The following is a 26,850-nucleotide window of genomic DNA, read 5'->3' on the forward strand; positions in this document are numbered from 1 at the left end:
TAGCGCTTAAACGTTCTACATATCTTATTTCACTGCAGCACAGCTACTATTAGGCGCTGGCTGCTCACGCTGTGGGCCAGTCTTAGTAGGATCATAACCAACCAGCACCACCTGACCTTTTTCGTTATATATCCAACCCTGTGCTGGTATTATCTGTTTGACAGGTGGCTTTTGAGATGGCTGCTTTTGTCTTGTACTTGTTGAACTTACTTTAGTTGGGACAGGCTGAATTAAATCAACACGCACATTGTCACTACTGAGGATTTTATTTGGATCAGTTGGCAGTCCGCCGCGTCCGGTGATGGTGAAAGTGCTACCAAAACCTTTGATACACGGATTTAGAGCAACCTGCTGTGCCGGATCAACCACAGTTTCTGTTAATTCAAATAACCCTTGGGTAGGGTCAAGATCGATACTGGTGACCGTGACTGTTCCAGTAGCGACAATATCACTATTTGGGGTGAATTGTGGCTGATACTCAATACCAAAGATTCCTCCTGGTTTTGATATATTAACTTGAACATTACTCCCCGCAGTACGCCCAAAGCCAGTAGCAGTGATATCACTATTTTCTTGAGGGAAGGCGACTAAAAGTTGAGTGTTGATGTTAATATTGCCGTCCTGTCCAGCACTTCCTGAAGTACCACTAATGGCGGATATGAGGCTATTACGGCGTAGTAGCAGTAAATCTCGTGCTTGCAGTATAATATCACCTCCAATACCGTTTGCAGAGTTAGCAGTGAGTTTCCCTTGATCATCAAGATTGATAGAATTAGCTCTCACTGTTAGGTTGCCTGCATTACCGCTTCCCAGATTGCTTACGGTTCCCTCTGCCCCATTAAGGACATTGAAGCGTCCAGCAACAACTGTCAAATTTCCTCCATTTCCGACAGCCCCAGTTTCTACTGCACTAGATGCACGACTGGGAACGCCATTGCTACCGATTCCTTGAAATAAAGCAGTGTCGCTGGCTGTAATTGTGATCTTGCCTGCATCCCCTCGCCCACGACTGTTAGCAGCCAGTTGAGCACCTTTGGTGAGTGAAACTGATTCTGCTTTTATGGTGATGTCGCCGCCTTTTCCTTCTGCATTGGTATCTACTGCAGCAAACACGCCACTGGGAGAGCCTTTACTATTAACTCCATCAAAAACCGCATCGCGGGCATTGAGTGTAATATTGCCTGCGTTGCCTTTTTTCAGAGTACTTGTTACTAACTGAGCACCATTGGTGACTGAAAGCAACCCTGTTGTAATGTTTAAATCCCCTCCTCTCCCGAAAAAGCTAGAATCCACTGCACTAAATGCACCACTAGGAGAACCATCACGGCTACTAACTCCATCAAACGAGATTTTGTCGCTGGCTCGAATTGCTATATTACCCGCATCTCCGCGTCCAAAAGTGCTAGTAGTTAGTCTTGCACCATTGGTGACTGAAAGCGACCTTGTTGTGATATCTATGTTTCCACTGTTACCAACGGCATCAGGAAAAGAAGCATTGCGAAACGGCTCAATGGTTATACTGAAGCGAACTTGCGGCTCAATTACGCCTTTTTGCACACCATTGACCTCTTGCCGTTCAATCTTGATACCACCACCTCCACCAACTACCCCAGAACCTACTGAACTGGATATGCCACTAGGAGAACCATCGCTACCAATTCCATCAAAAGAGATTGTATCGCTGGCTGTAATATTGACATTGCCTGCATTCCCTTTTCCTAACGTACTGGCAATGATTGCAGCACCATTAGTAACTGAAAGCGTTCCTGTCTGTAGCCTTATACTACCGCTATCACCCGTTGCTGTTGGCTGTACTGTACTAAATACACCACTGGGTGAACCATTGCTACCAACACCTTCAAATGAGACACTTCGGGAAGAGAAAATAGTGACATTGCCTGCATCCCCCAGTCCACGAGTGCTGGCATCAAGTCGAGCGCCATCTTTAAGGGAAAGTGAAGCCCCTTGGATGTTGATATTGCCACCTTTGCCCACTGCTCCTGCTTCCACAGTGCTGAAGATGTCCGCATTGACAAGCAAAACTGCATCGGACGCTCGCACTGACACATTGCCTGCATTTCCTTGTCCATAGGTGATGGTGCTCAACTGAGTGCCATCACTTAAAGAGAAGGAACCAGAGGAAATAGCAATATTTCCCCCATTGCCCGTCGCCCCTGTTCTCACATTGCTGAAAATCCCACTGCGAAATCCGTCCTTGACCCCGGCAATCGTCACAGGACCTGTGACATCAACAGTGACATTCCCTGCATTCCCCCTTCCAGCTGGTTGAGTGTCAGATGCTTGACCAACTATGGTTGCCAGCTGAGCACCATCTTTAAGAGATAGTGTTGCTGCCCTGATGTCGATATTGCCGCCTTTGCCCACACCACCTGCTTCCACAGTGCTGAAGATATAAGCAGTGTTTGCAAGCTCAACAGCACCTAACGCTCGTACCGACACATTGCCTGTATTTCCTAGTCCCAAGGTGCTGGCATTCAGTTGAGCACCATCGGTTAAAGACAAGGAACCAGTTGTAATATTGATGTTGCCACCATTGCCCACTCCTTGGGATCGCACATTATTGAATACATAGCTCCCTACAATTTTTATATTTCCTGTAGCATCCAGCGTAATATCTCCCGCCTGACTGCCAACTGTCCCCAAACCACTTCCTATTCCAGCCCTAAGAATACTTCCTCCCGAAATATCTAAATTGCGAGCATTGACTGCAATACTACCGCCTCCGCCTGAACTAACATCAACCCTCGCCTCATTCGTCAGCGATACATCACCTCTTTGGACTCCCACAGGAAAACTCAAACTTCCATCACTATTGAGTCCTACCGTCCCAGGAGCAGATAATCCTCCTAACTCAACTCGTCCTCCTGGTGCAAGCAAATCAGGACGATCTAAGATGACGTTACCACCTACCAATGCTAAAGTTTGTCCTTCAGGTACTTCAAGAATAGGATATTGAGTTGTCGTGGATTGAGTGGTGATATTTTTGAAATTCTCCCGATAGCTCAACCCAACCGGAGCAGTTATAGTTAACAATGGTGGTGCTTGCGGATTCGTCGCACTAAACTCAAATCCATTCTTAAATATCAAACTATTTGCCGTACTTCCCAAAAAAGAACCACCCACATCCAATCGGGCATTTGGTCCAAACAGAATTCCATTCGGGTTAATCAAAAATAGGTTCGCTTTGCCCAACACACCCAAAACACCCTGAATGTTCGAGATATTCCCCCCAGTCACTCTGGTGAGTATGTTTGCAATTCCTGCTGGATTGGAAAAATAAGCTCCTCTATTAGCATTTACATTAAATTCCTGAAAACTGTGAAACAGGTTGTCCCCACGAATTGCGCCTCCATCAATCCTGTCGCTAGGGGTGCCGTTAATTTGGACGTTGGGAGTAACTACTGAAGGTTGGGCACCGAGACTGTTATCAGGAGTGATTTGTGCTTTTGCTACGCTAAGATAGGTCAAGCTGAATACGGTTGCAAGGGGTAAGGTAAGGAAAAATAATGGGTGATGCACCGGTTTTATCCTCAGGATTTTACAAATATTGAATATGAGGTTGGAAAAAAGACTTTACAATAAGCAAAATGATGCCTCAGTAGTACTAATATCAGGTTTGTAGGCTCTTAATGCTTGTTTGTAATTTTTTGTGACAAAGTGTTGTCATACCACCCACGATTCGGGCTTTACCTCACCCCGGCTTTGGCTTACGCCAAAACCTCCCCTCTCCTTAATAAGGAGAGGGGTGCCCGTTAGGGCGGGGTGAGGTCACACCCATGAATCCAACGCGCGTGTTACCTCACCCCGGCTTTGGCTTACGCCAAAACCTCCCCTCTCCTTAATAAGGAGAGGGGTGCCCGTAAGGGCGGGGTGAGGTTCAGATCAGGGCGAAAATCATAACTAATTAACCGAACCAGATATTAAAAATCAATCTTTATTCCACAACAACTCCATCAAATACTCAGCGATTCGTTTGGCTGCACCTGGTTTACCCATTCGTCGTAGACCATTTTCTGCAATTGCTTGCAATTTGTCTGGGTTGGCAAACAGTGATTTCACCACCTTAGCAACTTCTGCTGGTTCTTCGACTAAAATCACAGATGACCCCAAGTGACGGCTTTGTGCTTCAGCAAAGGCATAGGTAAATTGGGGACCATGTCCAGGGATAGTAATCGCAGGTTTGCCTAAACCCACAAATTGCTCTGTTGCTGTCCCTGCCATTGCGATCGCCAAATCTCCCTGATCCAAACAGTCGTTATAAGCATTCTGCGATAAAATAAAGAACGCATTTTTTTGCTTAAATGTCAAGCAATCCTTGTCGGGGATTTTGATTGGAGGTTGAGCGTGGGGTTGCCAGCCTTGAGATTCGAGAATTAGGCGTATACTGTCAAAGTGTAAACTGGGGGCGATCGCACCCAAGAACACAAGAGTTTGAGAACTATATCCCACAAACTTTTCCTCTTCCCAAAGCGCCATCAATGCAGAGACAGCAATCATCATTTGCTGCCAGTTAGCGTATGCTTCTGGCGGACGAGAACCGGGAAGCAGAGTCACAACTAAAGGTCGAGCTAATTCTTGCTTTTCTATATGAGCACCATAAAATCTTGGACGTGAAATTGTTGGTTCCAAAGCATCCATCATCGGGTTACCCAAATCAAAAGCCGGAATCGCCCACTTTTTCAATATCTCTGCTGTTAGCGAGTCTCTGGGAAACACAGCTTTGCAACGCTGCTGACTCATCAACCAACGTTCCCAAGGATGGTAAATTGAGCCAGAAAAACTTTCCCACCATGCTCCTTTCTTTTTACGTTTTAAGAAATTCACGTCATCTCGCACATAGTACTCAGATTTCGCTGTGCCTACGAAGCCGTAGTTAGCACCACTCAACCGCGCAAAAATCAGTGGTACAATATCGCCCACTGCTAATATAGCTATCTTGTGGCCTGATTTTTTCTGAGTATTTACCCAATGACGTATAGAGTTCATTTGACTGGCGGTGAGTTGTAACAAACCACCTTGTACATCGCGTACAAATTGGCGTCCATCCATGTAAATAAAACCGCCCGAAGGCATTGTACGTACCGAACCGATGAGGCGAATATCCAACCCGTGGTAAGCGTATCCTTGTCCCACCAAGGGCAAAGCAAAGACTTCGGGTGGGTTGGGTTGTTGCTGAAGTTCTTGCAAAATACGGACTGCAATAATATCCTCGCCATGTCCGTTGCTTAAAACAAGTAACCGTAAGCCTGGAGTATTTTTTTCGATATCAGAGGTTAGCGATGATGGTGATAAATCACTCATGAGAAACAAAAACTTTAAAATAACTGTCGTTTGCCGCAAGAGGAATTGAATGGGGGTATAAATAAATCGGCGATGCAGCTGGAAGTTAGTACTGTCCCCATTACTAAACCTCAGTACGAAAGTACGAACTAACTCCCAGTTTATAAGGCTACTATCATTATGCGAGTTTCTTCTGCGGCAATTTTTACTCTAGTGACTTTGGCAGCTGGCAATGCTAATCAGCAAGCATTTGCTGCACCCTCTAATACTTCTGAGCAAGCTGATAAACCTGATAACGTAGTGGTGCCAGTGACCGAAGAAGCGCCAGCTAAGATAGAAACGATCGCACCCCCAGAGACAGTAGTCATTGGACAATTCTCTCAGAAATCTGGCAACGTGCAAAGTACTACTGGTGGTAAACCGGTGGTGATAACTACTGAAAAGGAGGAGCAGACAAGGGAAGTAACTTTTTCATCTGGCTCATCTGGCTCATCTGGCTCATCTGGCTCATCTCCAGCTAGTGGTAATAACTTAGGAGTCACTGCTGCACAAGTGAACATCGTCGGTGCGAATGAGGAATTGCAGCAGGCGATTCGCAGTGTCATCAACACTCAAGTCGGTGCACAAATCAGTCAAAGTCAGTTACAAAAAGATGTTAAAGCAATTTTGGAGACTGGTTTATTTACGGATGCTCGTGTTAATAGCCGTTCTACGCCAACTGGCTTAAATGTAGAGTACCAAGTACAACCAGTTGTTGTGCGTTCTCTACAACTTTCCGGGGCAAACGTGTTAACTTATGAAGTCGCCAGGGAACGCTTTCAACCTCAAATAGGAAAAGTCATCAGTCCCAGTGGTCTCAAACAAGTAGTCCAAGATATTAATAAATGGTACGCTGACAAAGGTTATAAAGTTGCAAGAGTTATATCGATTCGGCCCAGCGCTGAAGGAATCCTGACTTTGAATGTTGCTGAAGGTGTTGTCAACAATATCAAGTTTCGTTTTGTGAACGAAGAAGGCAAAACAGTTGATAGCAAGGATAAACCAGTCCAAGGACGTACAAAAACAGATTTCTTGCAGCAACAGCTTAAGTTTAAGCCAGGACAAGTTTATCAAGAAAACTTAGTCAAACAAGATTTACAGCAACTGTATAAGACAGGATTATTTCAGAATGTCAATGTTGCTTTTGAAGGAGATGCGACAAAACTGGATGTCGTTTACGAACTTAAGGAAATAGGGGCGCGTTCTATTAATTTGGGTGGTAATTATAACGCCGATCAAGGGATAGTTGGTACATTAACTTACCGAGATCAAAATGTTGGTGGCGTTAACGATATTTTCGGTTTTAATCTTGAAGTTGGTGCGCGTGACTTTCAATTTGATACTAAATTTACAAGTCCCTACCGGGAAACCAATCCAGACGCCTTTGGTTATAGTGTGAGTGCGTTCCGCAAGCGGGGACTTTCTGAAACTTTTGATGGTGACATCAAATTTGCAAATGGCGATAGAATCCGGGAAGGTCGAGTTGGGGGTGGTGTTAGCTTGCAGCGCCCGATTGATGGTTGGAATACTTCTTTAGGCTTAAACTATACTCGTGTTAGTCTTCGCGATCGCGATGGTAAAGTTACCCCAACTGATGAAAAGGGAAATCCTCTATCTTTTAGCGGGACTGGTATTGATGACCTGACAACTGTATCCTTAAGCGCCACCAAAGACCAGCGAGATAATCCCTTCAATCCAACCAATGGTTCTATTCTCAAACTCAGTGCCGAACAATCCATCCCTCTTGGGGAAGGACAAATTTCTATGAACCGCGTAAAGGCAGACTATAGCCAATTTATGCCCGTAAAGTTATTTGAATCCAAAAAACCACAAGTCTTCGCCTTGAATGTCCAAGCTGGTACTGTCCTTGGTGATTTACCACCTTATGAAAGTTTCAACTTAGGTGGTGTCAATTCAGTACGTGGTTATGGTGAGGGTGATGTTGCTAGTGGTCGCACTTATGTGTTGGCGTCGGCAGAATATCGCTTTCCGATTGTCCAAGCATTGGGAGGTGTCTTCTTTGCTGATTTTGCCTCAGACTTAGGTTCTGGTGAGTCTGTGTTGGGTAACCCTGCAGGAGTTCGTGATAAACCTGGTACTGGTTTTGGTTACGGTGCTGGAGTCCGCTTTGACTCACCTCTAGGCTTAATTCGGGCTGACTTTGGGCTGAATGACCAGGGAGAAAGCCGCGTTCATTTTGGTATTGGTCAGCGCTTTTAAAAGTGGATAATTTTAAGTGATAAGGATACTATAAGGAATAACAAAAGAAAAATAAAACTGTTGTGTGGGTTAAGTATTGAACATGGTTTGATATTCCTCAAAATTCGGGTTAGACTCAGGAGTCAAAACCGGAACTTTTATAGTTCCCGGTTTTCTATAAAAAAAGCAGTACTAACATATTTACTAATCAGGACTCTCTATGCTAAGTACTAAAACATTGCAGAGTGGTAAGTACACCATTAACCAGGAAATCGGTCGAGGTGGCTTTGGCATTACGTTCAAAGCAACTCACAATTTCCTCAATCAGGTCGTGGTGATTAAAACTCTCAATGAAAAGCTGCGACAGCATCCTGATTATGTTAAGTTTGAGCGTCAATTTCAAGACGAAGCAAGACGATTAGCAACTTGTATCCATCCGAATATTGTCCGGGTAAGCGACTTTTTTGTCGAAGACAGACTACCCTACATGGTGATGGAATATATTCCTGGTGAAACTTTGGCTGAGGCATATGTCATGCCAGGGATACCTTTGCCAGAGGATAAAGCAATTCATTACATTAAGCAAATAGCAGGTGCGTTGCAGGTTGTACACCAAAATGGCTTGCTTCATAGGGATGTGAAACCAGATAATATCATTCTTCGTGAAGGAACGCAAGAGGTAATACTGATTGATTTTGGGATTGCACGGGAATTTCACAATGGTGTCAAGCAAACTCACACGGGTATTGTTTCTGAGGGTTATTCACCAATTGAGCAGTATCTGTCGCAAGCAACCCGCAGTCCTGCAACTGATGTTTATGGTTTAGCAGCAACACTGTATGCATTATTGACAGCACAAGTGCCTATACCAGCACTTCTGCGCGATCGCGAGCAAATGCCTTCCCCCCGAGACTTACAACCCCATTTGAGTGCTGCTGTCAATCAAGCAATCATTCGTGGTATGGCTACTGACGCTCGCTTTCGTCCGCAAACAGTAGCAGAGTGGTTACTGCTATTACCTGACACTCAAAGTGGTGTACACCAATTGCTTGTGACATCAGTAGTACCAACTATCAATTTATCTAATCAGCCATACCCAGATGTGCCAGATGTGCCAAATGTGCCAGATGTGCCAAATGTGCCACAACAAGTAGCATCTGTGAGCACGCCAACCGCACCACCTTCAGGTAATGCCATATTTAAAAAAATTACCTCATCACCTAAAGCACTGATAGCAACGGGTATAGCTCTTTTGGGTATTACAGGTGGTTTTGGTATCACAAGTTTGTTGACTAAAACTAGACCAAGCTCATCAGTTCCACAACCACAAACTGTTGTCGAAAAGAATGATCCTAACGAGGCGAAACCTACAGTCATCCTAACACCATCGCCTGTTATTAAAGAAACTAATACAACTCAACAAACTAGTACTCAACAGAAAGAAGATAATACTTCCTCGCAAGTGAAATCTGCATCTACTTCTACTTCAACACGCCGTCGGCGTATCCGTCGTGTTTCAGCTGACGATACTCCTGATAACAGCAATGTGACAAGACAATCTTATCGGAGATCCTATAGAAGGAATGTTACAAACGAATCGGACGATAACAGCAATGTGAGCAAAGAATCGTCCCAAACCGACTCCAGAAAATTCCAACGTCGCCGATACCGACAAGACTCACAACAGGAAGCTTCTGGATCTACTACTAAAACTGAGCCTAAGACTACTTCATCACCTTCACTGACAGAGCGACTACGAGCAATCCGCGAATCTCGCAAAACCTCCTCAGAATCTTCAGTAAATAACAGACCATCTTATCGTGGTGCGTCTGAATCATCGCAACCAGTCAACCAGTTCAAGAATTCTCCTGTTGTTGTACCAGAACAGCCATCTATTGCGCAACCAAAGCAATTTGATTCTCCTGATATTGTTGTTCCTACACAAGACAAGGCATTGGATAATTCAGAAACTGGTGATAATTAGCTCATAGGCTGCGGCGCATTCAACATGCGCTGCAAACTTGTGAAAGTAGTCCTTTATCATTTGTCATCCGAGTCGCATAATGCGATTGAGGTTATCCGCATTCACCCGCACCACGCGATCTAGATTTTTTACAAAGTCTTATCAGGAATTGAAACTCCACAACGATACAATTGATAAGGAACACCAATCCGATAGTGCTGCAAAGAATCTATAGTGCAAGTCATTTTCTGGGAAAGTGTTATCTGCTGCGGATAGTCTTTGCGTTTTCTACCTGGACCAACAAGCCATAAACTAAGATCAGTTGCAGTTGGTGGAGGAAGTTGGGAAAGTTTTTGCAAGACAGGAGCAAAGTCTGGTGATTGCTTGAAGAAAGCAACATCAGAGGAGGAATATTTTTCTGCTTCCCTAAGTGGTTCTAATGCTAAAGCGAAACTTAAGCCTAACGCCAGATCTTGGTAATCTCTGTATCCCACTACCATCAAAAGAGGAATGGAAGGATTTTGATTCATATTTCGCGCCACTTGTTCCGGCTCAAATGGTTTTTGAAATACTAAGTTGAAAACAAGAAGAACACAACTAAAAAATCCGACGAATAAAATGATGAAACATGAAGACTTCTGATTGAAAATGAAATGTCTTCTTTTTTCTTTCTTGTTGATTTGAGCGAAACTTGCAGCAATTAGGGCACAAAAGCTGGGATAATAAACAAAGTGATAGCGGGGAACAGCAGTAATATCTTTTCCCAAGAAGTAGGCGATCGCAAAGAATTCCAATAACACGCACACAGAGAAACTAAGCAGCGTGAGTGTCGCTAAATGCGTTGATTGTTTACACCATAGCTGCTTTAAACCTTTGTAAACTTGCCAACCCACCCAAATACCAAACAAAAGCATTAACAACCCAGATAAAACTGCAATTGCAAGTGGCTGCTTTTCCACAGGAAGAGAAATCACCATCAGCAGCCACGTAATCAGAGTTTGATAAACTGGGGAAATATTTTGCGGAGGATCAAGCCAACTGGTTTCAGAACGGTTATAGTTATTCAAAACAACTGGTAACCAGGGCAGGAAGCTAACTGCAACAAAACTCACAGATACAATGAGTGCTAGCCAAATTTGGCGCTTGTTGAGAAGATTTCCTCTTCGCCAACACATCAGCACTAGTAGCGTAGCAACTTGAGCAATAAAAGCAAGAATACAAAAGTAATGAACATAAAAACCAATACTGTTAATGATTGCCCATCCCAGCAAAACCCACAATCTCACTTTTTGCCGCTTTTCAATATCTTTGACAATTTGCACCAGCCCAAGTAAACCTAAAGTGATGAGGAACATCGGCAAAGTGTAATGTCTTGCTTCTTGGGAAAGGTAAACAGCCAGAGGGGAAACAGCCATAAAAACTGCTGCGATTATCCCGGCAGACCGAAAAAAGGCAATACGATTAACGTAGTAAATTGCTATAATTTCACACACACCAAAAAACGCTGCAGGCGATCGCAACTTCGCAACCCACACACTTCCCAAAGGACTCAACCACTTCAACCAACTGTACATCCCACAAAAAAACAGCGGCGGATGAGTAGACTGACTCGCAATATTCTTAGCAATTTCAGAACAACTCACCCCCGGTTGAAGAGTAAAAATCTCGCTAACGCGTTCTAGAGGTAACACCACTTCCAAAGGCAAATCGTTGTAGCTTTTGCCCAAGCTGAAAATCGCAGTAATCACCTCATCCATCCACAGAGGTTTAAGATCCAAATTCCAAAAGCGTAAAATTGCACCGAGGGCGATCGCCCCAACCAAAGCCAGATAATGTAGATAAAATTTACGATTAGCCATTACTTCTAAAATTACAACCGCAGATGCACACGGATGCACGCAGAGAAAAATCTAAACATTATCTGCATTCGTCTGCTTCCATCTACGGTTCAAAATCTAAAATCTTATTAGGTTAAGACGCTTATATTAAAAATCAGTGCCTAAAGAATCTCAATCTATAGAATCTACATTACCTGTACCTTCCCCACAAGAGACAGGCATAGCAAATATCCGTAATACCCTGCGCCAAGGACAGCAGCGTATGGCTGACTGGAACTCCGGTTCACTAGCTGTGTCAGCAGTTCCTGGTGCTGGCAAATCTACCGGAATGGCTGCAGCAGCTGCAATTGCGATCGCCCATCAGTATGAACAATCTGCCCAATCACGTCGAAACATCCGTCGTCAACTGATTGTTGTTACTTTTACTCGCTCAGCTGCTGCTAATATTAAAATCAAAATCCGCGAATACTTAAAAGAATTATCACTACCCCAAACTGGCTTTAGTGTCAATACATTACATGGTCTGGCGTTGAACATAGCTAGCCGTTATCCTAATTTATCAGGTTTAGAATTAGATAACGTCACTTTAATTACACCAAATCAAAGTCATAGATTTATTAGGACTGCTGTAGAGCAATGGATTGCCACCGCTCCGGGGCGCTATTCTCGGTTATTAGAAGGTATTCAATTTGACGGCGAAGAAACAGAAAGACTGCGGCGACAGTCGGTATTGCGGACAGAAGTCTTGCCAGAACTAGCAACTATAGTTATTCATGAAGCAAAGAGTTCTGGTTTATTACCAGAAGATTTGCGTGAATTTGGCAAAAAAACCACTGGCAAACAAGGCACAGACGAATATAACATCTTAAGTATTGCTGCTGGGTTGTACGAGCAATATCAGAATTTGATGCGATCGCGTGACTTCATTGACTACGACGACATGATTTTAGCCGCCCTGCGTGTTTTGGAAAACGACAACGCCCGTAAAATCGAGCAAAATAAAGTTTTCGCCGTCTTTGAAGACGAAGCCCAAGATTCGAGTCCCTTGCAAACAAAGCTATTAACAATTCTCGCCAAAGACGCCGATAATCTTGACGAACCACCAAATATGATTCGCGTTGGTGATCCAAACCAAGCGATTAACTCAAGCTTTACCCCAGCCGATCCGATTTATTTTCGGCAATTCTGCAAAGATTGCGACGCCCAGCAACGATTAGTAACAATGGATCAAGCTGGTCGTAGCACGAAAATTATCATCGACGCCGCCAACTTTGTCTTAGAGTGGGTAAATAGTCTTTACGTGAAAACCACACAACAAGAGGATAATAACAGGGAAACACAGATCAACAAAGAATTTTCCCAGACTCCTCCCACTCCTTTTCGTTTCCAAAGAATTCGCCCCGTTGAACCTAATCACCGTGAAGCTGATGTCAATCCCCAAGCTGTGGGACTAGGATTGGAACTGTACACACCACGTGACATTCATCACACCGTCGAGTTGCTGTCCCAGAGGATTGTAGAGTTATTTTCTCAAGAACCCGACAATATTAGTGCAGCGATTTTAGTACGGGAACATCGTCAGGGACGGTGGTTGGCACAAGCGCTGAGTTCTGTGTGTAAAGAGCATAACATTCCTGTGTATGATGTGGGGGAGCGCGATCGCCATTCTCATGTACCAGAAGAAGTTTTAGCACTTTTACAATTTTGCGATCGCCCCCACTCTCCCGACTACCTCAAAAGAACATTAGAAGTTCTTCTACAACGGCGTTTGATTGAAACCCAGGATTTCAACGCCCTTGCAACTTTACCAGAAGAATTTTTGTATCCTACTCCTTTAGCTTCACCTCAACCACAACCAGTCCAAAAAGCTGCTCATCTTTGTCGAAGTTTACTTCGTGCTCGTTTAGAACTACCTTTGTACCAGTTAATTTCATTCATCGCCCTAACATTAAAATATGAGCAAGCAGAACTCGCAACAGCCGACAAACTCGCAGAAAGAGTCATCCAGCAAATAGCTGGTAATACTTCGATGGGTTCAATGCTGAATGTATTAAGTGAAATCGTCAGTTCCGAACGCTTTGAACCAGTAGAAACAGAAGACTTAGAAAAACGATACACCCGTAACGGTCAACTGACAATCATCACCATGCACAAAGCAAAAGGGCTAGATTGGGACTACGTTTTCATGCCTTTTCTCCATGAAAACTTAATTCCTGGTAGATTTTGGGTTCCTCCTCAAAGCCAGTTTCTGGGTAACTTTACTTTATCAGAAGTTGCTCGCGCCCAAATTCGCGCTGCTCTACACGGTCAATCTACCTTACCCAGCATCACCACAGCTTGGGAACAAGCAAAACACCTCAAAACAGCTGAAGAATACCGCTTACTCTATGTTGCTATGACACGAGCAAAGCGTCTGTTATGGATGTCTGCTGCAAAAAAAGCTCCTTTCACCTGGAGTAAACCAGAAAACTTACAAGAACAAACCCCTTGTCCGGTATTTCCAGCACTAAAGCGGCAGTTTCCCAAAAGTGTACGAAACTAGAACTTACGCATTGACAAATATCTGGTATTGTGCAGAGGTAGAAACACACGTAGGGTGGGCACTGCTACTAAAACCCTAATATAGTAGGCAGGATCTGACTGGCAGTGCCCACCCTACACTACTACACTTACACCCCTTTTATTTCAATGCAAAACATCGAGGTGCGTCCCGTCAAAGATAAACAAGAACTAGATGATATGTTCCACCAAAGGTGGCTTGTTTTGAGAGGACCTTTAGGAATGGACAAAGGAACAGAAAAAGACAAGCATGAAGATAGCGCTTTTCATCTAGTTGCTGTTTGTGATCACAAAGTGATTGGTTCAGCGAGACTGCGCTTACTGTCAAAAGAATTGGGAAGTATTGCTTATCTCGCTGTCTTACCTGAGTTTCGCCGTCAAGGCATTGGTACAAAACTCATGGAAAAATTGATAGAAATAGCCCCAGAAAAAAATCTTAATACTTTAAGATTAATGTCACGAATTGAGGCTGTCAACTTTTACAAGCGACTAGGATTCTGCGAACTAGGGGAGCCATTTGATTATTTGAATGTGAGTCATATTTTTATGCAATACAAGCTGCAACAGTCTCAGAGAAAACCGAGAGATTAGCTACAGAGTATTTAACGAACAATGACTCTTTCTTGGCATTGCAAGAACCCCGCAGCACAACACTCTCACTCTCATTTTTCACAAGCTTAGCTTGGTAAGTGTCAAGAGAACAATCAGGTTTTTCAACAGTTAGTTCAGCTAGAATTGTAGTGTTATCTGAACTTTGCTCAATGATTCTGCCTGCAACTTTGTAATCAAACCAATCCCATCCATACTGGAGGATGAGTTCTCTTTCCAAAACCTGAATAGAAGTTGGCAGAATTCCCCAACCTCGATAAACTTTATTCAAACAGTTGATATCACCAGTTCGCGTCAAAATCGACCGAAATGAATCTTGATCGAGGGCACCATAGAATCTTCCTTCTGGCAAGTCTATTATTGTTGGTGCAAATCGATGTCCACCAAAGTGACTTGATTTCCAAATCCGAACATTGTCCAAGCACAAGTTATCACACATCGCTACAGCTTGGCAATAAAAGGGATTACCATACCTAGCACAGCAAAGATCATGGCTACCGTGGGTACATACTAAAATATCCCTGGTTGCACTGCTTTTGACTTCATAATTACTAGAGTGACCAGATAACCATTTTCTGACAACTCCTGCTGCTTGCTCAATATGTGCCAGATGAAACTCTTGTTTGTGGTATCCGTTACTAAATCCTTCTTTTTTCTGATAAATTAATACAGTTGTACTGTCTACCTTATGTGATGAGTTATTAGCAATTAAAAGGAATCTTACCGGAATTTTAGCCGACTTACACTTTTCAACTAAAAGCTTCAAATTCTCTGGAACCCATTTAGAATTGAAGGCTTCTGATGTCCAGGGAGTAGGGCACTCAACCAATATGTAAGTCTCGTTATTGGTGGCGCTGCCAATAATGTCTTCTCCTATTTGGCGTGAATTATCAGAACAAAACAAAGTATTCATTTATGTCGTAGTAAGTGTTTTTTTGAGATTAATGAGGATATTACGTAGAGGTATGAACAAAAATGATGCCTTCAGTGACCAGGCTAGATAAAAGAGGAACAATATCAATTTCCCAATCATAATCTGGTAACCAATTGAGCACATCATTCCCTGTAAATATTTCTCCCGTGAATAAATTATCCACAAGAGAGAGAGGTACCCCTTTTAGAGATACTTCTTTTCCAGCTACAACAATTTTGTAGCCACTGCCATCAGGCAGTTCGGTAATTCTAAATCGCTGAAACTTGGCACTTTTGAACTTGGTTTGTGTCCCTTGTTCAAAGATATTAAATCCAGCTTGATAAGGTAAAGAGTAGCGAGCGATCGCTTTGTCGAAGCTCTCGATATAACTGATATAATCATCATAAAGATCGCTATGAGCAATATGTTTACTTAATTTTTCAATTAAGCTATCTACATAGCCCTGTGCAGCCGCTGTCTCTACACGTAATGGCAGACTTTTGCGCCATTCTTCCTGCTGACGCAGTTCGTTCACTATCCATTCCAGAAAATCAACACCCGTTTTGCAATGCACCCCTAAAGTCAAATGCAGTGATGGTTGATCAACAGCAACTGCATAATGCCAATGACCGCGAGGAATATAAAGAACATCTCCCGGTTTGAGAGTGCAAATTAAATAAGCTTCTTCTTCTGGAGGCGAGAAAGAAGATGATTTCTGTTCCGCTAAAGGATACTTTATAGTGTCACGAAATACATACCATTGCTTTGTACCATCTATTTGTAAAATAAAGACTTCATGGGTGTCATAGTGAGAAGAAAAACCCTGTCTTTTTGGCCAGGAACAATAGGCATTTACTTGTACGCCACATCCAAAATCATATTTGATTTGCTCGGCGAAAGTAGCCAGTTCTGGAATTAGCTTATGTACTCCGTTGAGGATTAGAGTTGCACCTTCTTGGCATCGCTGGATGATATTAGCATTTGCACTTTCATCCAAGACTTTTTCATCTAATGCTAAACGGAGGTCAGGGTATTTGAACTGATGAAAGTTCAAAAGATCTGTGAGTTTTTCCCAAGAAAACAAGTTAGCAAATTTCGTTTCGTCTCCACTAGAGATAAACACTGCTTCGCTTGTCCAATTCTTTTTGAAAAACTCTTCAACATTATATGGCTTTAGTATATCTCTAAACATGATTAATTTATAATTTTTCTCAATAAATTTACAAAAAAATAATGAAAATCAATTATAAATCGGAGTAGGGGTGTCATTGCACCTACTCCTTAGCGTTTAAATCTAGTGGGATAATTAGCAACTATTAGCTGCTCAAATCACTACCATCCGCATCAGTATTTAAGTCACTGCCATCCGCATCAGTATTTAACTGAGCAGTCGTATTTTTGCTGAGTGGCTGAGCCAATTCTTTGATTTCAACTTGAATTTTGCTGGAACGGGAATGCTTTTGAGCATTTTTTTCAAATTGATTTAACATGTTTCCTCTCCGAATGTCTTACTCAGGTATCCACCAAGTTTTAGTTCTTGATGAAAAGATCAAGAACTGAAACTTGGTATTCATCTTGAATGTAACTGAACTGGGCAACAAATGCAAGTTATTACCAACTAATATAGATAATACTAATACTTTCAAGCCCATACACCAGTAATTTTAAGCTTAACTGGTAGCTTAACTGGTATTTTACTAGGAAAATGTTGCCATAGCGACGATTCGCTTATATCTAGTTGTATAATTTAGAATAATAGATAATTTTTATTATTTGTCTTTAATAATACAATTTCTTGTTTTTTTTGTTATGAATGATACAATATCAAAAGAAAATGTGACAGAGATTTCGGTTAGGTAGAGTATAAACGTTACCCAACTTTTATATGAGCATAGATTTTTCCTCATCCTGGTTAATGGTACTAGCTGTTGTTGTTATCGTTTGATCGCAGCCCACGGAGCATTAGAAAGTGGACGTGAATTTAATTGATTCATTTCGAGTTGGAACTGTGCGATACGGCTTTAGCCGTTAAGCTTCGCTTATCGCAACGTTGGATCTTTGCTTCTGGTAATCGCACTTCCTACAGCGATCGCAAAAATCTGCTCAACATACGGTTTCAAGTCTTTTAGATTGCTGGGCTTGAGTCCTCCCATAGCGATGACTTGAGTAGAGGTATATTTCAGTTGTTCAGACAATTTTCTAATCAGTACATTTGGGTTCTTTCCAGCCGCTTGTTCACTCTAACCCGTATGACAACTGACTAAGCTCGCTCCCATATCTGCTAACTCCTGCGCTCTTTTAACTTTCCAGTCGTCATCCAGGCAAGCCATCATATCAAAGGAAACTCGCTTATGATCGGTGTTTGCACCATTAATCGCTTTAGTAATCGCTTCATTTGGAATGGAGGAATGCAGCAGAAGACAGAAACAAAACCGGCACATCAGCCGAAACTTTGAAACTTGGGTTTGTAGTCTCTAATCATAGAGCGAAAGCAAAACAGACAAAAACCGCGCTAGGGGCATTACCCTCAGTCGCGATTTGATTGATTCAATCTTCAAGGTGTTCTATGAAAGACATAAACAAACTATATCCTGCACTTAACAAAATCCTCAAGTCCCCGAAAGGAATTTTGTTGACTTTAACCTTAACGAGTCTGTTCTCAAGTGGACTCGGAGTGGTTGGAAACTATCCTGCTGCTGCTTCTGGGGAAGAGGAGCAGATACAGAGCAGTTATAGCAGCGTTCAAATATCCCAAACTACAAACCAGAACTCAAGCTACAGTACCATTCAAATATCCCAAACCACAAACCAGAACTCAAACGATCTGCCAAGACGGATAGAAAATGCAATTAAGCGTGATGCATCCAATCGTTCCGGCGTACCAATTCGTGAATTACAAATTACCGAAGCTACAGCAAAAACCTTCAGTAATCCTTGCATCTTCAAATTTGGAGAAGTGTGTACCAGGGAATTCAACCCTATTAAAGGTTGGGAAGTGGTTGTTCGCGTGGGAGATAATTCTTGGACTTACCACGTTAGCGAATCCGGCTCACAACTGGTATTAGATCCAAAAGTGAGTACATCACAATCAAGCGCACTCCCAAAAGAAATCGAAGATACAATTTTACGGGATGCCTCCAAGCGTTCCAGAATACCAACTTCTAACCTAAAAGTTAGCAAAGCCATACCCAAAACCTTTGGTAATCCCTGCGAATTCAAATTTGGCGAAATTTGCACCAAAGAATATAACCCCATTAAAGGCTGGGAAGCTGTTATCCAAGTTGGCAGACAATCTTGGACATACCATGTCAACGAATCCGGTTCACAACTGGTATTAGATCCCAAAATCAGCGGGGGGCTTAAAAGTTAAATAAAAGGGTGGGCATAATGCCCACCCTACTCAATGTTTCAAGCCCCCAAATCGATGGGGATTCTTAACAGGGCAAACGCATCTTGTCAACAAGAGCCTCTAAATGTCAATAAACCCCAAACTAATCGCATTAATGCCCGTTTATTGACAATATGTTAAGCGATTGCGCGGAGCGCAGACGCCAAGGGCGTATCGCTTAACCCCTGAAAAACCAATCAAACAATAAATTCTTGTTTGTCCGTTAACACACTAATTAAGCTTTTTGTCAAGACTAATTAAGATGCGTTTGCCCTGGGATTCTTAATTTTGAACTTTGAATTTTGAATTTTGAATTGTTTTGACCTCAGCCTTTGGCGATGAGTTCAATAGTACGGTAGCTGCAAGTTCAGAAGTCTTCCATACAGAACTAAATAAGATATCAAGTACATCAGCCTGACGAGCAAGTTCAATCGCACGATGAGTGATGACATCACCAGGACTGAGAATGATGTTATCCTTGTGGTCAAGGATAATTCGATTCACTGGACGTCCCAAGGCTTGCTTCATCCGTTGTTCTTCTAGGACTTGAAGTGCATGTTTACGTAAATATTCAAACCTTTCTTTGAGCACTACTAACAGAGTACTTGCATTGTCCCGTATTTGAATGACACCATCCACGACGAGATCACTCGCCTCTGCAAATGTTTTGTTGGCATTGGCATAAGCGGCTTCAGTTGAGCTTAAACCAACAGCATTGAGTAAAGTCTGCTCAAGTTGATAAGTCTGCGCCCGTTTGATCACTTCCGGCGTGACAATTTGTCCCGGCGCAGCCACGACTAATGCTTCATTAGTCTGAACGATATGATGTACACGCCGACCTAACGCTTGTTCAACCACATGACCTGCAAGGAAGTTATTTGTTAAGTTGCTCAACTCGCTTGATAAGCTACCTCCTGCTGCGCGAAACAGTTGATCCAGCACACCTTGACGCTCAGCTTCATCAGCAATCTCTAATGTGACTAACTGACCTTGAGCAATCAGCAACGTTCCATCTGGTGCAATGACATCACACTCAACTACTCTGTTAATGATAAGTGCCTTCTGTTCTTCTGGATCAACCACTGCATTTGTTAACTTAGCAGCGGCGGTACGAGTCATTTCTCGTAGTTTTTCATTCGCAATGTCAGCACCCTGTTGTAACTTTTGACTGGTAGTGTCTGCAATTTCTTGGAATTGTGCGCTGGTTGTGTTGGCTGTCTGTTGTATCTTGCGGCTTAGCACCTCGACAACAGGACCTCCTGTTGCCCGGTAGAGTTGATCAAGCATACCAAGGCGCTCAGCCTCATGTGCAATCAAGAAGGTAACTGCCTGTCCCTGCATAACTAATAGTGTTCCATCCGCAGCAACCACATTTTGCTCTGCAACTTTACTAATCACGAAGGCTTTCTGTGCAGCCGGATCAACAATCGCATTCGTAATAGAGGTAACAGTTGCCTGATTAACATCTTGTAGTCGCTTACCAACAGCCTCTGTTGTTTCTTGCAATTTTTCTGTTGCAGTCTGAGTCGCTTCCTGAAGCTTCTGACCAGCTATAGCAGTCGTGACTTGCAAGCCATCACCAGCAGCCTGAACAGCCCCCTTAATACCGCCAACTTGCTCCTGCATCCATACGTCGGCTGTTTCTACTGGTACAAATGCCACATCTTCACCGATTTTCAGGGTTTGAGGAGCAGGAAGAAACGAGCGACCAGAGTAGGCATCTGCAAACAAACCGCCAGAGACTTCATAGCCTTCAACAGAGCCTGTCTGCTCGTCAAAGTAAAGGTCAACCATAGCACCTAGATCGCGCCCATTTACTGTGAAAATCCGGGTTGCCTTAAGCACATTATTGCGCTTCATTATCGCCCTGATTTCAGGCACAGCCCTGAGTTTCACAATCGCCTTTTTGGATGGTACAACGACTGCATTAGGACCAATTGCTTGTATACTAGTGAATGGAATGACGCGGGTAGCACGAAATAACCCTCCCTCATCCACAAGTAGTCCCAGAAGCGAATGGCTGTCTTGATCGAAAATTAAATCTTGAACCCGCTCAATTTGTTCTCCGGTGTCGTATGTAATGACAGCCTTACCGATTAAATCGATTCCTTTACGCATCTTCAAACCTCTTGGCACTTATTTGTTTATCATGTAAATTAGCAATACCAAACGTATTCGGCAGGCTACTCTTGTGAAACCTGACTTTCGTCTGCTCAACCAAGTTCTGAATATTAATGACACCAGAGTACTGAAGTACTCCTACTATTGCGATCGCAACAATAAAAACAGATAAGACGTATAAACTTGCGTTAGAACGCCGACCCACTAGTCTTGGCATGACATGGCTCCTTTGCTCCAAAATTCAAATCACAAAATAACTATCCACGTAAGAAAAACTCAGTGAGTTATGACAACTCCAATTCAACCGATTCAAAGCATCGAATGGCCTGTATAAAAAATCAACCACAATATCTCTCACCAACAGATGCATGTGTTGGTGAAAGTGTATTTTCTAACAGCAATAGATTATGGCTGGAACACTCTTAGACTCTACTGTTTTAGCCCTAGTATTTTAATTATTCAAACCCTCTGCCCTCGTTTATTTTTCATCTGTTTAAGTTTATCTTTCAGGTTCCACGTGACGAACGCGCGCCTCGGCTTGCTTAGCTTTCCCCTCCAGTTGGTTTTGTGTATTGCCAGTGATGTCACCTACAACTTCTTAAATTTTGCCCTCAATGTTCTTAGCTGTTGCTTTGATTCGGTTTTCTAAACCTATAACATTATTCCTTGCTCAAATACCAGACTCAAAACTGTTTGTTGTTTCGTCTGTTACTTAATCAAATCCTTAGGTGTTAGAATTTTACTGAGATTTCATTCGTAACAGTAACGACACTATATGATAGTAATAGTAACTACGACTCTCTCCCAGGAAGGAGCTTTTGTTACATGCAGCCTATCTAGAGTCAAAGCCTGATTAAACTTAAGAAGTTGTGCTTTTTTAATGAAGTATTATATTTTTTTATTAAGATAAAAGTAGTTTTGAGAATTTCCCGGAATTTTCTTTTTAAAATTATTTTTACTAAAGTAAAATTGAAAACAATAGGGTGCAGCAAAAAAATGCTATGTTACACCGGACAATTCAACGGCAAGCTTTAACAAGCTTAGATAATAGATTTATAGCCCACAAAAAATTGGGATGAGCAACCAGTTTTTCAACCACAGTGTACTTTACGCTCAACAAATCTAGTACTCGACAAAGCTAAAATTACCAGATTAAGGCAAGCAAGGCAAGCGCAGGAAGCAAAAATCCTGGAACCAGCATTCACAAAGTGTTTTTGCAAAACAACAGACACTATTGCAGCATATCAATATATAGTTCTTCGTGGCAAACTCAGACTGTGTAGATAGCGCCAAGAACTTAACCACAACCCTACATACAGGCTTCTGCAAACCAGAAACCAACTTGTTTGCACACCATGACCATTCATTGATTTGACGAACTTAAAGCCGAAAACTATGGCAAATACACCTCGTCATCGTCCAGATCCACTTACCAAACTGGAGTCGGATAAGCATAAAAGCTACATTCCTTCGGAAGAAGTATCCGAATCTATTGAGTCAACAGATCAAGCAGAACCAATAGATCAGGCACAAGAAAATTGGTATTTCGGAACAGAAGAACTGTTAGATGCTTTACCTAGAGCCTGGACACGTTCTTCGCTGTACTTGTTATTAATCTTTGCAATTACTGTTTTACCTTGGGCGATGTTCTCAAAGGTGGATGAGACAGAAAGTGCTAGAGGACGTCTTGAACCCAAAGGTGCAACCCAAAAATTAGATAGTCCAGTTGGTGGAAGTGTGACTGCTGTCAACGTCAAAGAAGGCGACACCGTAAAATCAGGTCAGGTTCTACTGGAACTGGACTCACAGGTTCTCAAAACTGAATTCAAGCAGGTTCAAACAAAGTTGGACGGACTAAAAAATCGCCGAGAAAGCCTACAGCTAGTCAAAAATCAATTGACGCTTTCTGTGCAAACTCAGCAACAACAAAACCAAGCTCAACTCTTAGCAAAGCAGTCCCAAGTAGATCAGGCGCGACAAAATTTAGATGCTCTCAAAGCCGTCTATAACTTACAGAATGAGGAAAAACTGGCGAAAGTAGACCAGGTGCAGCAAGCTCTTGATTCTAGTAAGGCAGCTTATAAATTAGCAGAAGTTCGTTTTCAAGCCTCTCAACAAAAAGTCCCACGCTATAAAAAAGCCTATCAAGATGGTGTTATGCCACAAGAGCGTTTTGAGGAAATCCAACAGTCTGCAAAGGAAAACTACGAACACCTTGTACAAGCTCAGTCTGATATTGCTCAAGCTCAGTTCAGCTTAAAAGAGCAACAAAGCAGTTATCAAAGGACGATTCAGCAAGCGAGATCACAAATCGAGCAAGCTGAACTCCGTTTCAAAGAAGAACAACGCAATTATCAAAGCCTGGTTCATACAGGTGAACTTGCACAACTCAAAATTGAAGAAGAACTCAAACAACTGCAATCACAAATCAACTCCCTACACTCTGAAATTGGCCAAACAGGAAGCCAGATGATATCTTACAAGATTCAACTGCAGCAACGAGTGCTGCGATCGCCCGTTGATGGTGTGATTTTTGAATTCCCGACTACCAAGCCAGGAGCTGTACTACAACCAGGTCAGAGAGTTGCTCAAATTGCACAATTAAATCGTGGTTTAGTACTCAAGGCTGTGATGCCTAATCAGCATAGTGGCTTCTTAAAAGCGGGTATGCCTGTCAAAGCCAAGTTTGATGCTTATCCTTTCGGTGAGTATGGCATCGTGTCAGGAAAAGTCAATTGGATTTCTCCAGACTCCAAAGTTAGCCAAACACCTCAAGGGAGTGTAGAAAACTTTGAGTTAGAAATCACTTTGGATAAGCAGTATATCCACAATGGCAACAAACCTATTCAACTCACTCCTGGACAGACTGCAACAGCTGAGGTGGTTATCCGCCGACGACGTGTCATCCACTTTATCTTAGATCCATTTCAGAAATTGCACAAAGGTGGTTTAGAGGTTTAGTCAAAAGTCAACTTTAACAGTGAACAGTGATCAAGCAATTGATCACTGTTCACTGATAACTGTTTTAACGTTACCAGTCTCAAATTTTGGCGTTGCTGAATTAGGGGATGATGTAAAGAAATGTATATTTCCTTGAGAAGCTGCGTAAATCCCCAGCCAACCTCAGATAAATCAACGAGGAGTCAAATCAGAACAACCCTATTTCATGCTTCCATTCTCCAACGCCAAAATTTCAAATTTTTAGGAGAATCGTGTCGTGTCAAAACGTTTGATCATTTGCGGTGCAGACTTGGTTCGCAGTCTGAAACTTTCTTGCCAAATGCCTGATGTTGTCTATGCTGTAGCAAGCCAAAAAATTATTGCATCGGCGGCCCAACAGGCAGGGATTCAAGTCTCGGAAGAAGAACTTCAACAGGAAGGAGATAAATTACGCTTTGCGAAAAAACTTGTCAAAGCTCAAGACACTTGGGACTGGCTAAAAAAACATCATCTCTGTCTGGCTGAGTTTGAAGAATTGATTCATAACAACGTACTTGCTACTAAGTTAGCTAATCACCTGTTTGCTACGCAGGTGGAACGGTTCTTTTATGAAAACCAACTCAATTACGTTGCTGCTGTCACCTATGAAGTCATCTTGGATGACAGAGATTTAGCTCTAGAACTGTTTTATTCTCTACAGTCAGGCGAAATTACTTTCCAAGAAATTGCTCGTGAATATATTCAACAGCCTGAACTTCGACGTGCTGGAGGATATCAAGGAATGCGACGTCGTACAGATTTTCGACCAGAGATTGCAGCCGCTGTATTTGCAGCCGCTCCGCCGTCTGTTATCAAGCCGATATCAACCTCCAAAGGAGTTTATTTGATTTGGCTAGAAGAAATGGTTCAACCTATCTTGGATCAGCACTTACGTGACCAAATTCAGCAAGAATTGTTTGATCATTGGTTGAAACAACAAATTCAATCAATAGAAATCTTGACCATGTTAGATTCCGACGCTCATCTTCAAGCATCAGAGGATGTGTTAATGCAGGCTTGACTTTAGCTATTAGTTCTTCACCCCAAAATTAGGAGATATTGGAGGTTATTTAGCGCAAATCAAACTTGGCGAACTATTCATGCAAAAAATTTCAACCCCATAACATAAACAAACAAGAAGTTTTTTCTGAAATGAAATCAATAATTCATTTTGCTTTAGGTTGATTTTTTTGAATTATAATCCGAATGAACTGAGTTTCAAAAATAAAGAAACACAGAATTTTGTCCTGATATCCTTTTATTACTTGAATAGATAAAAGTTGATGAAATAAAATGTTTATCTAAATGAAAATAATCCATCTTCATCGTTACTTTATGTTTTTCTCTGGCAGAAGTGTTATGTTTATAGATGTAATCAAACAGAGAGTTTTGATTACAAAGAAGTTTCCGATCAAAACTAGTAAATTCTAGGAGAATCATATGATTATCGCAGACCTTTCTCACCTCGAAACCACTGCAGACAATCATCAAGTTCAAGGTGGATTTGCAACATCTAGTGCATCATCTGGTGCTTATGCTAACGGTAGCAATTTCGCTGCTACAAGTACCAACACTTATACAAGTGCGACTTCTGGCTACCCTTACTACTACTACCCCTACTACTACTCCTACCCCAATAGTGCTAGCTCAAGCTCATACTCTAGCTCCACTGCTTCATAACTAAGCTGTTACGCATTGAACTTGCATATTGACTCTTTGGATTGTCCTTAGTGATTAGTCCTTTGTCTGACTCATGAGCCTTACGGGTTCGCCATAGGGGTCTCCCGACAGAGGCATGTGGCGTCCCCGCTGGCTCACTAATGACGAGTGATACGCTGACAGTGATCACGAAAAAATATGCAAGTTGTTGGCGCATTGGCTGAAAACTTTGCTCAGAGGCATTTTAAACAAATACTAAGTATCGCTGAAAGTTGTTAAGCAACTTTCAGCGATATGTCTGCGAGGAAAAGGAGAGATTATGAGTCGATTAAAAATAGTTGACCTAAGCTTTTGTGAAACTGAACTTTCGAGTGATACTCAAGTGCATGGGGGACTTCAAGTAGTTCAACAGAGTTTCAGCACACCTACAAGCAGTGTATCAACCTATGCTGCCTCTGATTCCGGTTCAGGTTACAACGTATCTTATTCCTTTAACCCTGCAACTGGTAAGTATAGCTATAGCATTGACTATGGATATAAATACGCTGTTGCTAGTGCTGCTGCTGGTGCTGCTGCTAATGGACCTACTTACACCACTTCCTATGCGAGTGCACGTACTTCTTGAAGCTTGTTTTACTAAGTTTTTGTTCAAGAAGCTATTGAATAGAAGCCCCATAAAACAGGTGGTTTTCTTCAATAGACCTCTCCAAAAATGATTTTTAGTGCAAGCGCGGGGTATTGGTTTCATAGCCATTTTTGGAGAGGTCTAATAGCTTTTTTGTTATGTTGACACCAACTTAGACGAATGAACTAGCAATTTTCAGGAGAACAATATCATGATGATCAAAGATCTATCTCACATAGAAATGGTTGCTCAACAAGCAAAAGAAGTTCAAGGTGGATTTCAATATTCTCTTTCCCAGGCAAACGCGGGTGCATTTGCATTTGCACAGGGTAGTAACTTTGCTTATACGATTACCACAACTTATACCAACGCAGGCTTCTACTCAAACCGTATCTCTTCGTCTAATTGAGATACGTTAGGGGAGATGAGGAAGCGTTAGCTGACGGCTACCGCTTCCTTTTTAAAAGAACGCATCAATAGTGCGAGTATTGGGAGGTAAATGATGTTGTTAGCGAATTTAAACAACATTTGTGAATTCTGAATTCTTCCTCAAGTTACAATTGCTGCAAGCAATGCGTTATGAGAATAGTGACAATCGAATAAATAAACTGGCGTTGCAGAATAGAAATATGAATTAGAGCGATTGCGCAGAGCGCA

Annotated in this window: 19 protein-coding genes and 1 pseudogene; 10 read left to right on the forward strand and 10 right to left on the reverse strand. The window is 42.3% G+C overall.

Features of this window, described 5'->3' with window-relative positions:
* Window positions 1–24: 24 nt before the first annotated feature.
* The gene (locus tag DP114_RS02900) at window positions 25–3,540 is read right to left on the reverse strand and encodes a two-partner secretion domain-containing protein (RefSeq protein WP_171975402.1); all 3,516 of its coding nucleotides are present in this window, start codon (window positions 3,538–3,540) and stop codon (window positions 25–27) included.
* Between the two features lie 408 nt (window positions 3,541–3,948).
* Complete coding sequence (locus tag DP114_RS02905) at window positions 3,949–5,322, reverse strand: lipid-A-disaccharide synthase-related protein (protein ID WP_171975403.1); 1,374 nt, start codon at window positions 5,320–5,322, stop codon at window positions 3,949–3,951.
* A gap of 159 nt (window positions 5,323–5,481) precedes the next feature.
* Here DP114_RS02905 and DP114_RS02910 point away from each other — a divergent pair, with 159 nt between their 5' ends.
* Together DP114_RS02910 and DP114_RS02915 are read left to right on the forward strand one after the other, a co-directional pair.
* Entirely contained in the window at window positions 5,482–7,560 is a 2,079-nt protein-coding gene (locus DP114_RS02910) for a BamA/TamA family outer membrane protein (protein ID WP_171975404.1), read from the forward strand.
* A 199-nt stretch (window positions 7,561–7,759) separates the two neighbouring features.
* Window positions 7,760–9,523 carry a serine/threonine protein kinase gene (locus DP114_RS02915; protein ID WP_171975405.1) on the forward strand — a complete coding sequence of 588 codons (1,764 nt, stop codon included), beginning with the start codon at window positions 7,760–7,762 and terminating at the stop codon, window positions 9,521–9,523.
* A 128-nt stretch (window positions 9,524–9,651) separates the two neighbouring features.
* On the opposite strand, the gene DP114_RS02920 is transcribed toward DP114_RS02915, so the two are convergent.
* Entirely contained in the window at window positions 9,652–11,361 is a 1,710-nt protein-coding gene (locus DP114_RS02920; protein ID WP_171975406.1) for a glycosyltransferase family 39 protein, read from the reverse strand.
* Between the two features lie 136 nt (window positions 11,362–11,497).
* Here DP114_RS02920 and DP114_RS02925 point away from each other — a divergent pair, with 136 nt between their 5' ends.
* Together DP114_RS02925 and DP114_RS02930 are read left to right on the forward strand one after the other, a co-directional pair.
* The gene (locus tag DP114_RS02925; protein WP_171975407.1) at window positions 11,498–13,882 is read left to right on the forward strand and encodes an ATP-dependent helicase; all 2,385 of its coding nucleotides are present in this window, start codon (window positions 11,498–11,500) and stop codon (window positions 13,880–13,882) included.
* A gap of 146 nt (window positions 13,883–14,028) precedes the next feature.
* Window positions 14,029–14,490, forward strand: coding sequence for a GNAT family N-acetyltransferase (locus tag DP114_RS02930; protein WP_171975408.1), 462 nt, complete (start codon window positions 14,029–14,031; stop codon window positions 14,488–14,490).
* Here the strand turns inward: DP114_RS02930 and DP114_RS02935 are convergent.
* The 4 genes from DP114_RS02935 to DP114_RS02950 all read right to left on the reverse strand — a co-directional run bounded on the left by DP114_RS02935 (window position 14,444) and on the right by DP114_RS02950 (window position 17,616).
* On the reverse strand, window positions 14,444–15,421 hold the full coding sequence (locus DP114_RS02935) for a sucrase ferredoxin (protein ID WP_171975409.1): 978 nt from the start codon (window positions 15,419–15,421) through the stop codon (window positions 14,444–14,446). The genes DP114_RS02930 and DP114_RS02935 overlap by 47 nt on opposite strands.
* A 40-nt stretch (window positions 15,422–15,461) precedes the next feature.
* Window positions 15,462–16,613 (reverse strand): cupin domain-containing protein, encoded by a 1,152-nt coding sequence (locus DP114_RS02940; protein WP_171975410.1) that lies wholly within the window; start codon window positions 16,611–16,613, stop codon window positions 15,462–15,464.
* A gap of 124 nt (window positions 16,614–16,737) precedes the next feature.
* A complete protein-coding gene (locus DP114_RS02945) occupies window positions 16,738–16,911 on the reverse strand; it encodes a hypothetical protein (RefSeq protein WP_169267614.1) in 174 nt (57 codons plus the stop codon).
* 549 nt (window positions 16,912–17,460) lie between these two features.
* Window positions 17,461–17,616, reverse strand: a complete 156-nt coding sequence (locus tag DP114_RS02950) for a hypothetical protein (protein ID WP_169267613.1) — start codon at window positions 17,614–17,616, stop codon at window positions 17,461–17,463.
* A gap of 371 nt (window positions 17,617–17,987) precedes the next feature.
* Between DP114_RS02950 and DP114_RS02955 the strand changes: the two genes are divergently transcribed.
* The gene (locus DP114_RS02955; RefSeq protein WP_169267611.1) at window positions 17,988–18,791 is read left to right on the forward strand and encodes a hypothetical protein; all 804 of its coding nucleotides are present in this window, start codon (window positions 17,988–17,990) and stop codon (window positions 18,789–18,791) included.
* 300 nt (window positions 18,792–19,091) lie between these two features.
* Here DP114_RS02955 and DP114_RS02960 read toward each other — a convergent pair whose 3' ends face one another.
* The 3 genes and pseudogenes from DP114_RS02960 to DP114_RS34645 all read right to left on the reverse strand — a co-directional run bounded on the left by DP114_RS02960 (window position 19,092) and on the right by DP114_RS34645 (window position 21,585).
* Window positions 19,092–20,927: a PRC-barrel domain-containing protein gene (locus DP114_RS02960; protein WP_171975411.1), complete on the reverse strand. Its 1,836-nt coding sequence runs from the start codon at window positions 20,925–20,927 to the stop codon at window positions 19,092–19,094.
* Window positions 20,920–21,147 carry a hypothetical protein gene (locus DP114_RS02965; RefSeq protein ID WP_169267609.1) on the reverse strand — a complete coding sequence of 76 codons (228 nt, stop codon included), beginning with the start codon at window positions 21,145–21,147 and terminating at the stop codon, window positions 20,920–20,922. The genes DP114_RS02960 and DP114_RS02965 overlap by 8 nt, the downstream gene beginning before the upstream one ends.
* 282 nt (window positions 21,148–21,429) lie before the next feature.
* Window positions 21,430–21,585 (reverse strand): annotated as a pseudogene (locus DP114_RS34645) (CsbD family protein).
* A 740-nt stretch (window positions 21,586–22,325) separates the two neighbouring features.
* Between DP114_RS34645 and DP114_RS02970 the strand changes: the two are divergent.
* From DP114_RS02970 to DP114_RS02990, 5 genes are all read left to right on the forward strand, one after another.
* Window positions 22,326–23,891, forward strand: a complete 1,566-nt coding sequence (locus tag DP114_RS02970; protein WP_171975412.1) for a putative HlyD family type I secretion protein — start codon at window positions 22,326–22,328, stop codon at window positions 23,889–23,891.
* A 256-nt stretch (window positions 23,892–24,147) separates the two neighbouring features.
* Window positions 24,148–24,930 carry a peptidylprolyl isomerase gene (locus DP114_RS02975; protein WP_246163041.1) on the forward strand — a complete coding sequence of 261 codons (783 nt, stop codon included), beginning with the start codon at window positions 24,148–24,150 and terminating at the stop codon, window positions 24,928–24,930.
* A 419-nt stretch (window positions 24,931–25,349) separates the two neighbouring features.
* The gene (locus DP114_RS02980; RefSeq protein ID WP_169268858.1) at window positions 25,350–25,589 is read left to right on the forward strand and encodes a hypothetical protein; all 240 of its coding nucleotides are present in this window, start codon (window positions 25,350–25,352) and stop codon (window positions 25,587–25,589) included.
* Window positions 25,590–25,887: 298 nt separating this feature from the next.
* Entirely contained in the window at window positions 25,888–26,193 is a 306-nt protein-coding gene (locus tag DP114_RS02985; protein ID WP_171975413.1) for a hypothetical protein, read from the forward strand.
* A 211-nt stretch (window positions 26,194–26,404) separates the two neighbouring features.
* Window positions 26,405–26,602, forward strand: coding sequence for a hypothetical protein (locus tag DP114_RS02990; RefSeq protein ID WP_171975414.1), 198 nt, complete (start codon window positions 26,405–26,407; stop codon window positions 26,600–26,602).
* The last annotated feature ends 248 nt before the right edge of the window (window positions 26,603–26,850 follow it).

This window comes from Brasilonema sennae CENA114, from assembly GCF_006968745.1.
GTDB classification, from domain to species: Bacteria; Cyanobacteriota; Cyanobacteriia; order Cyanobacteriales; family Nostocaceae; genus Brasilonema; species Brasilonema sennae.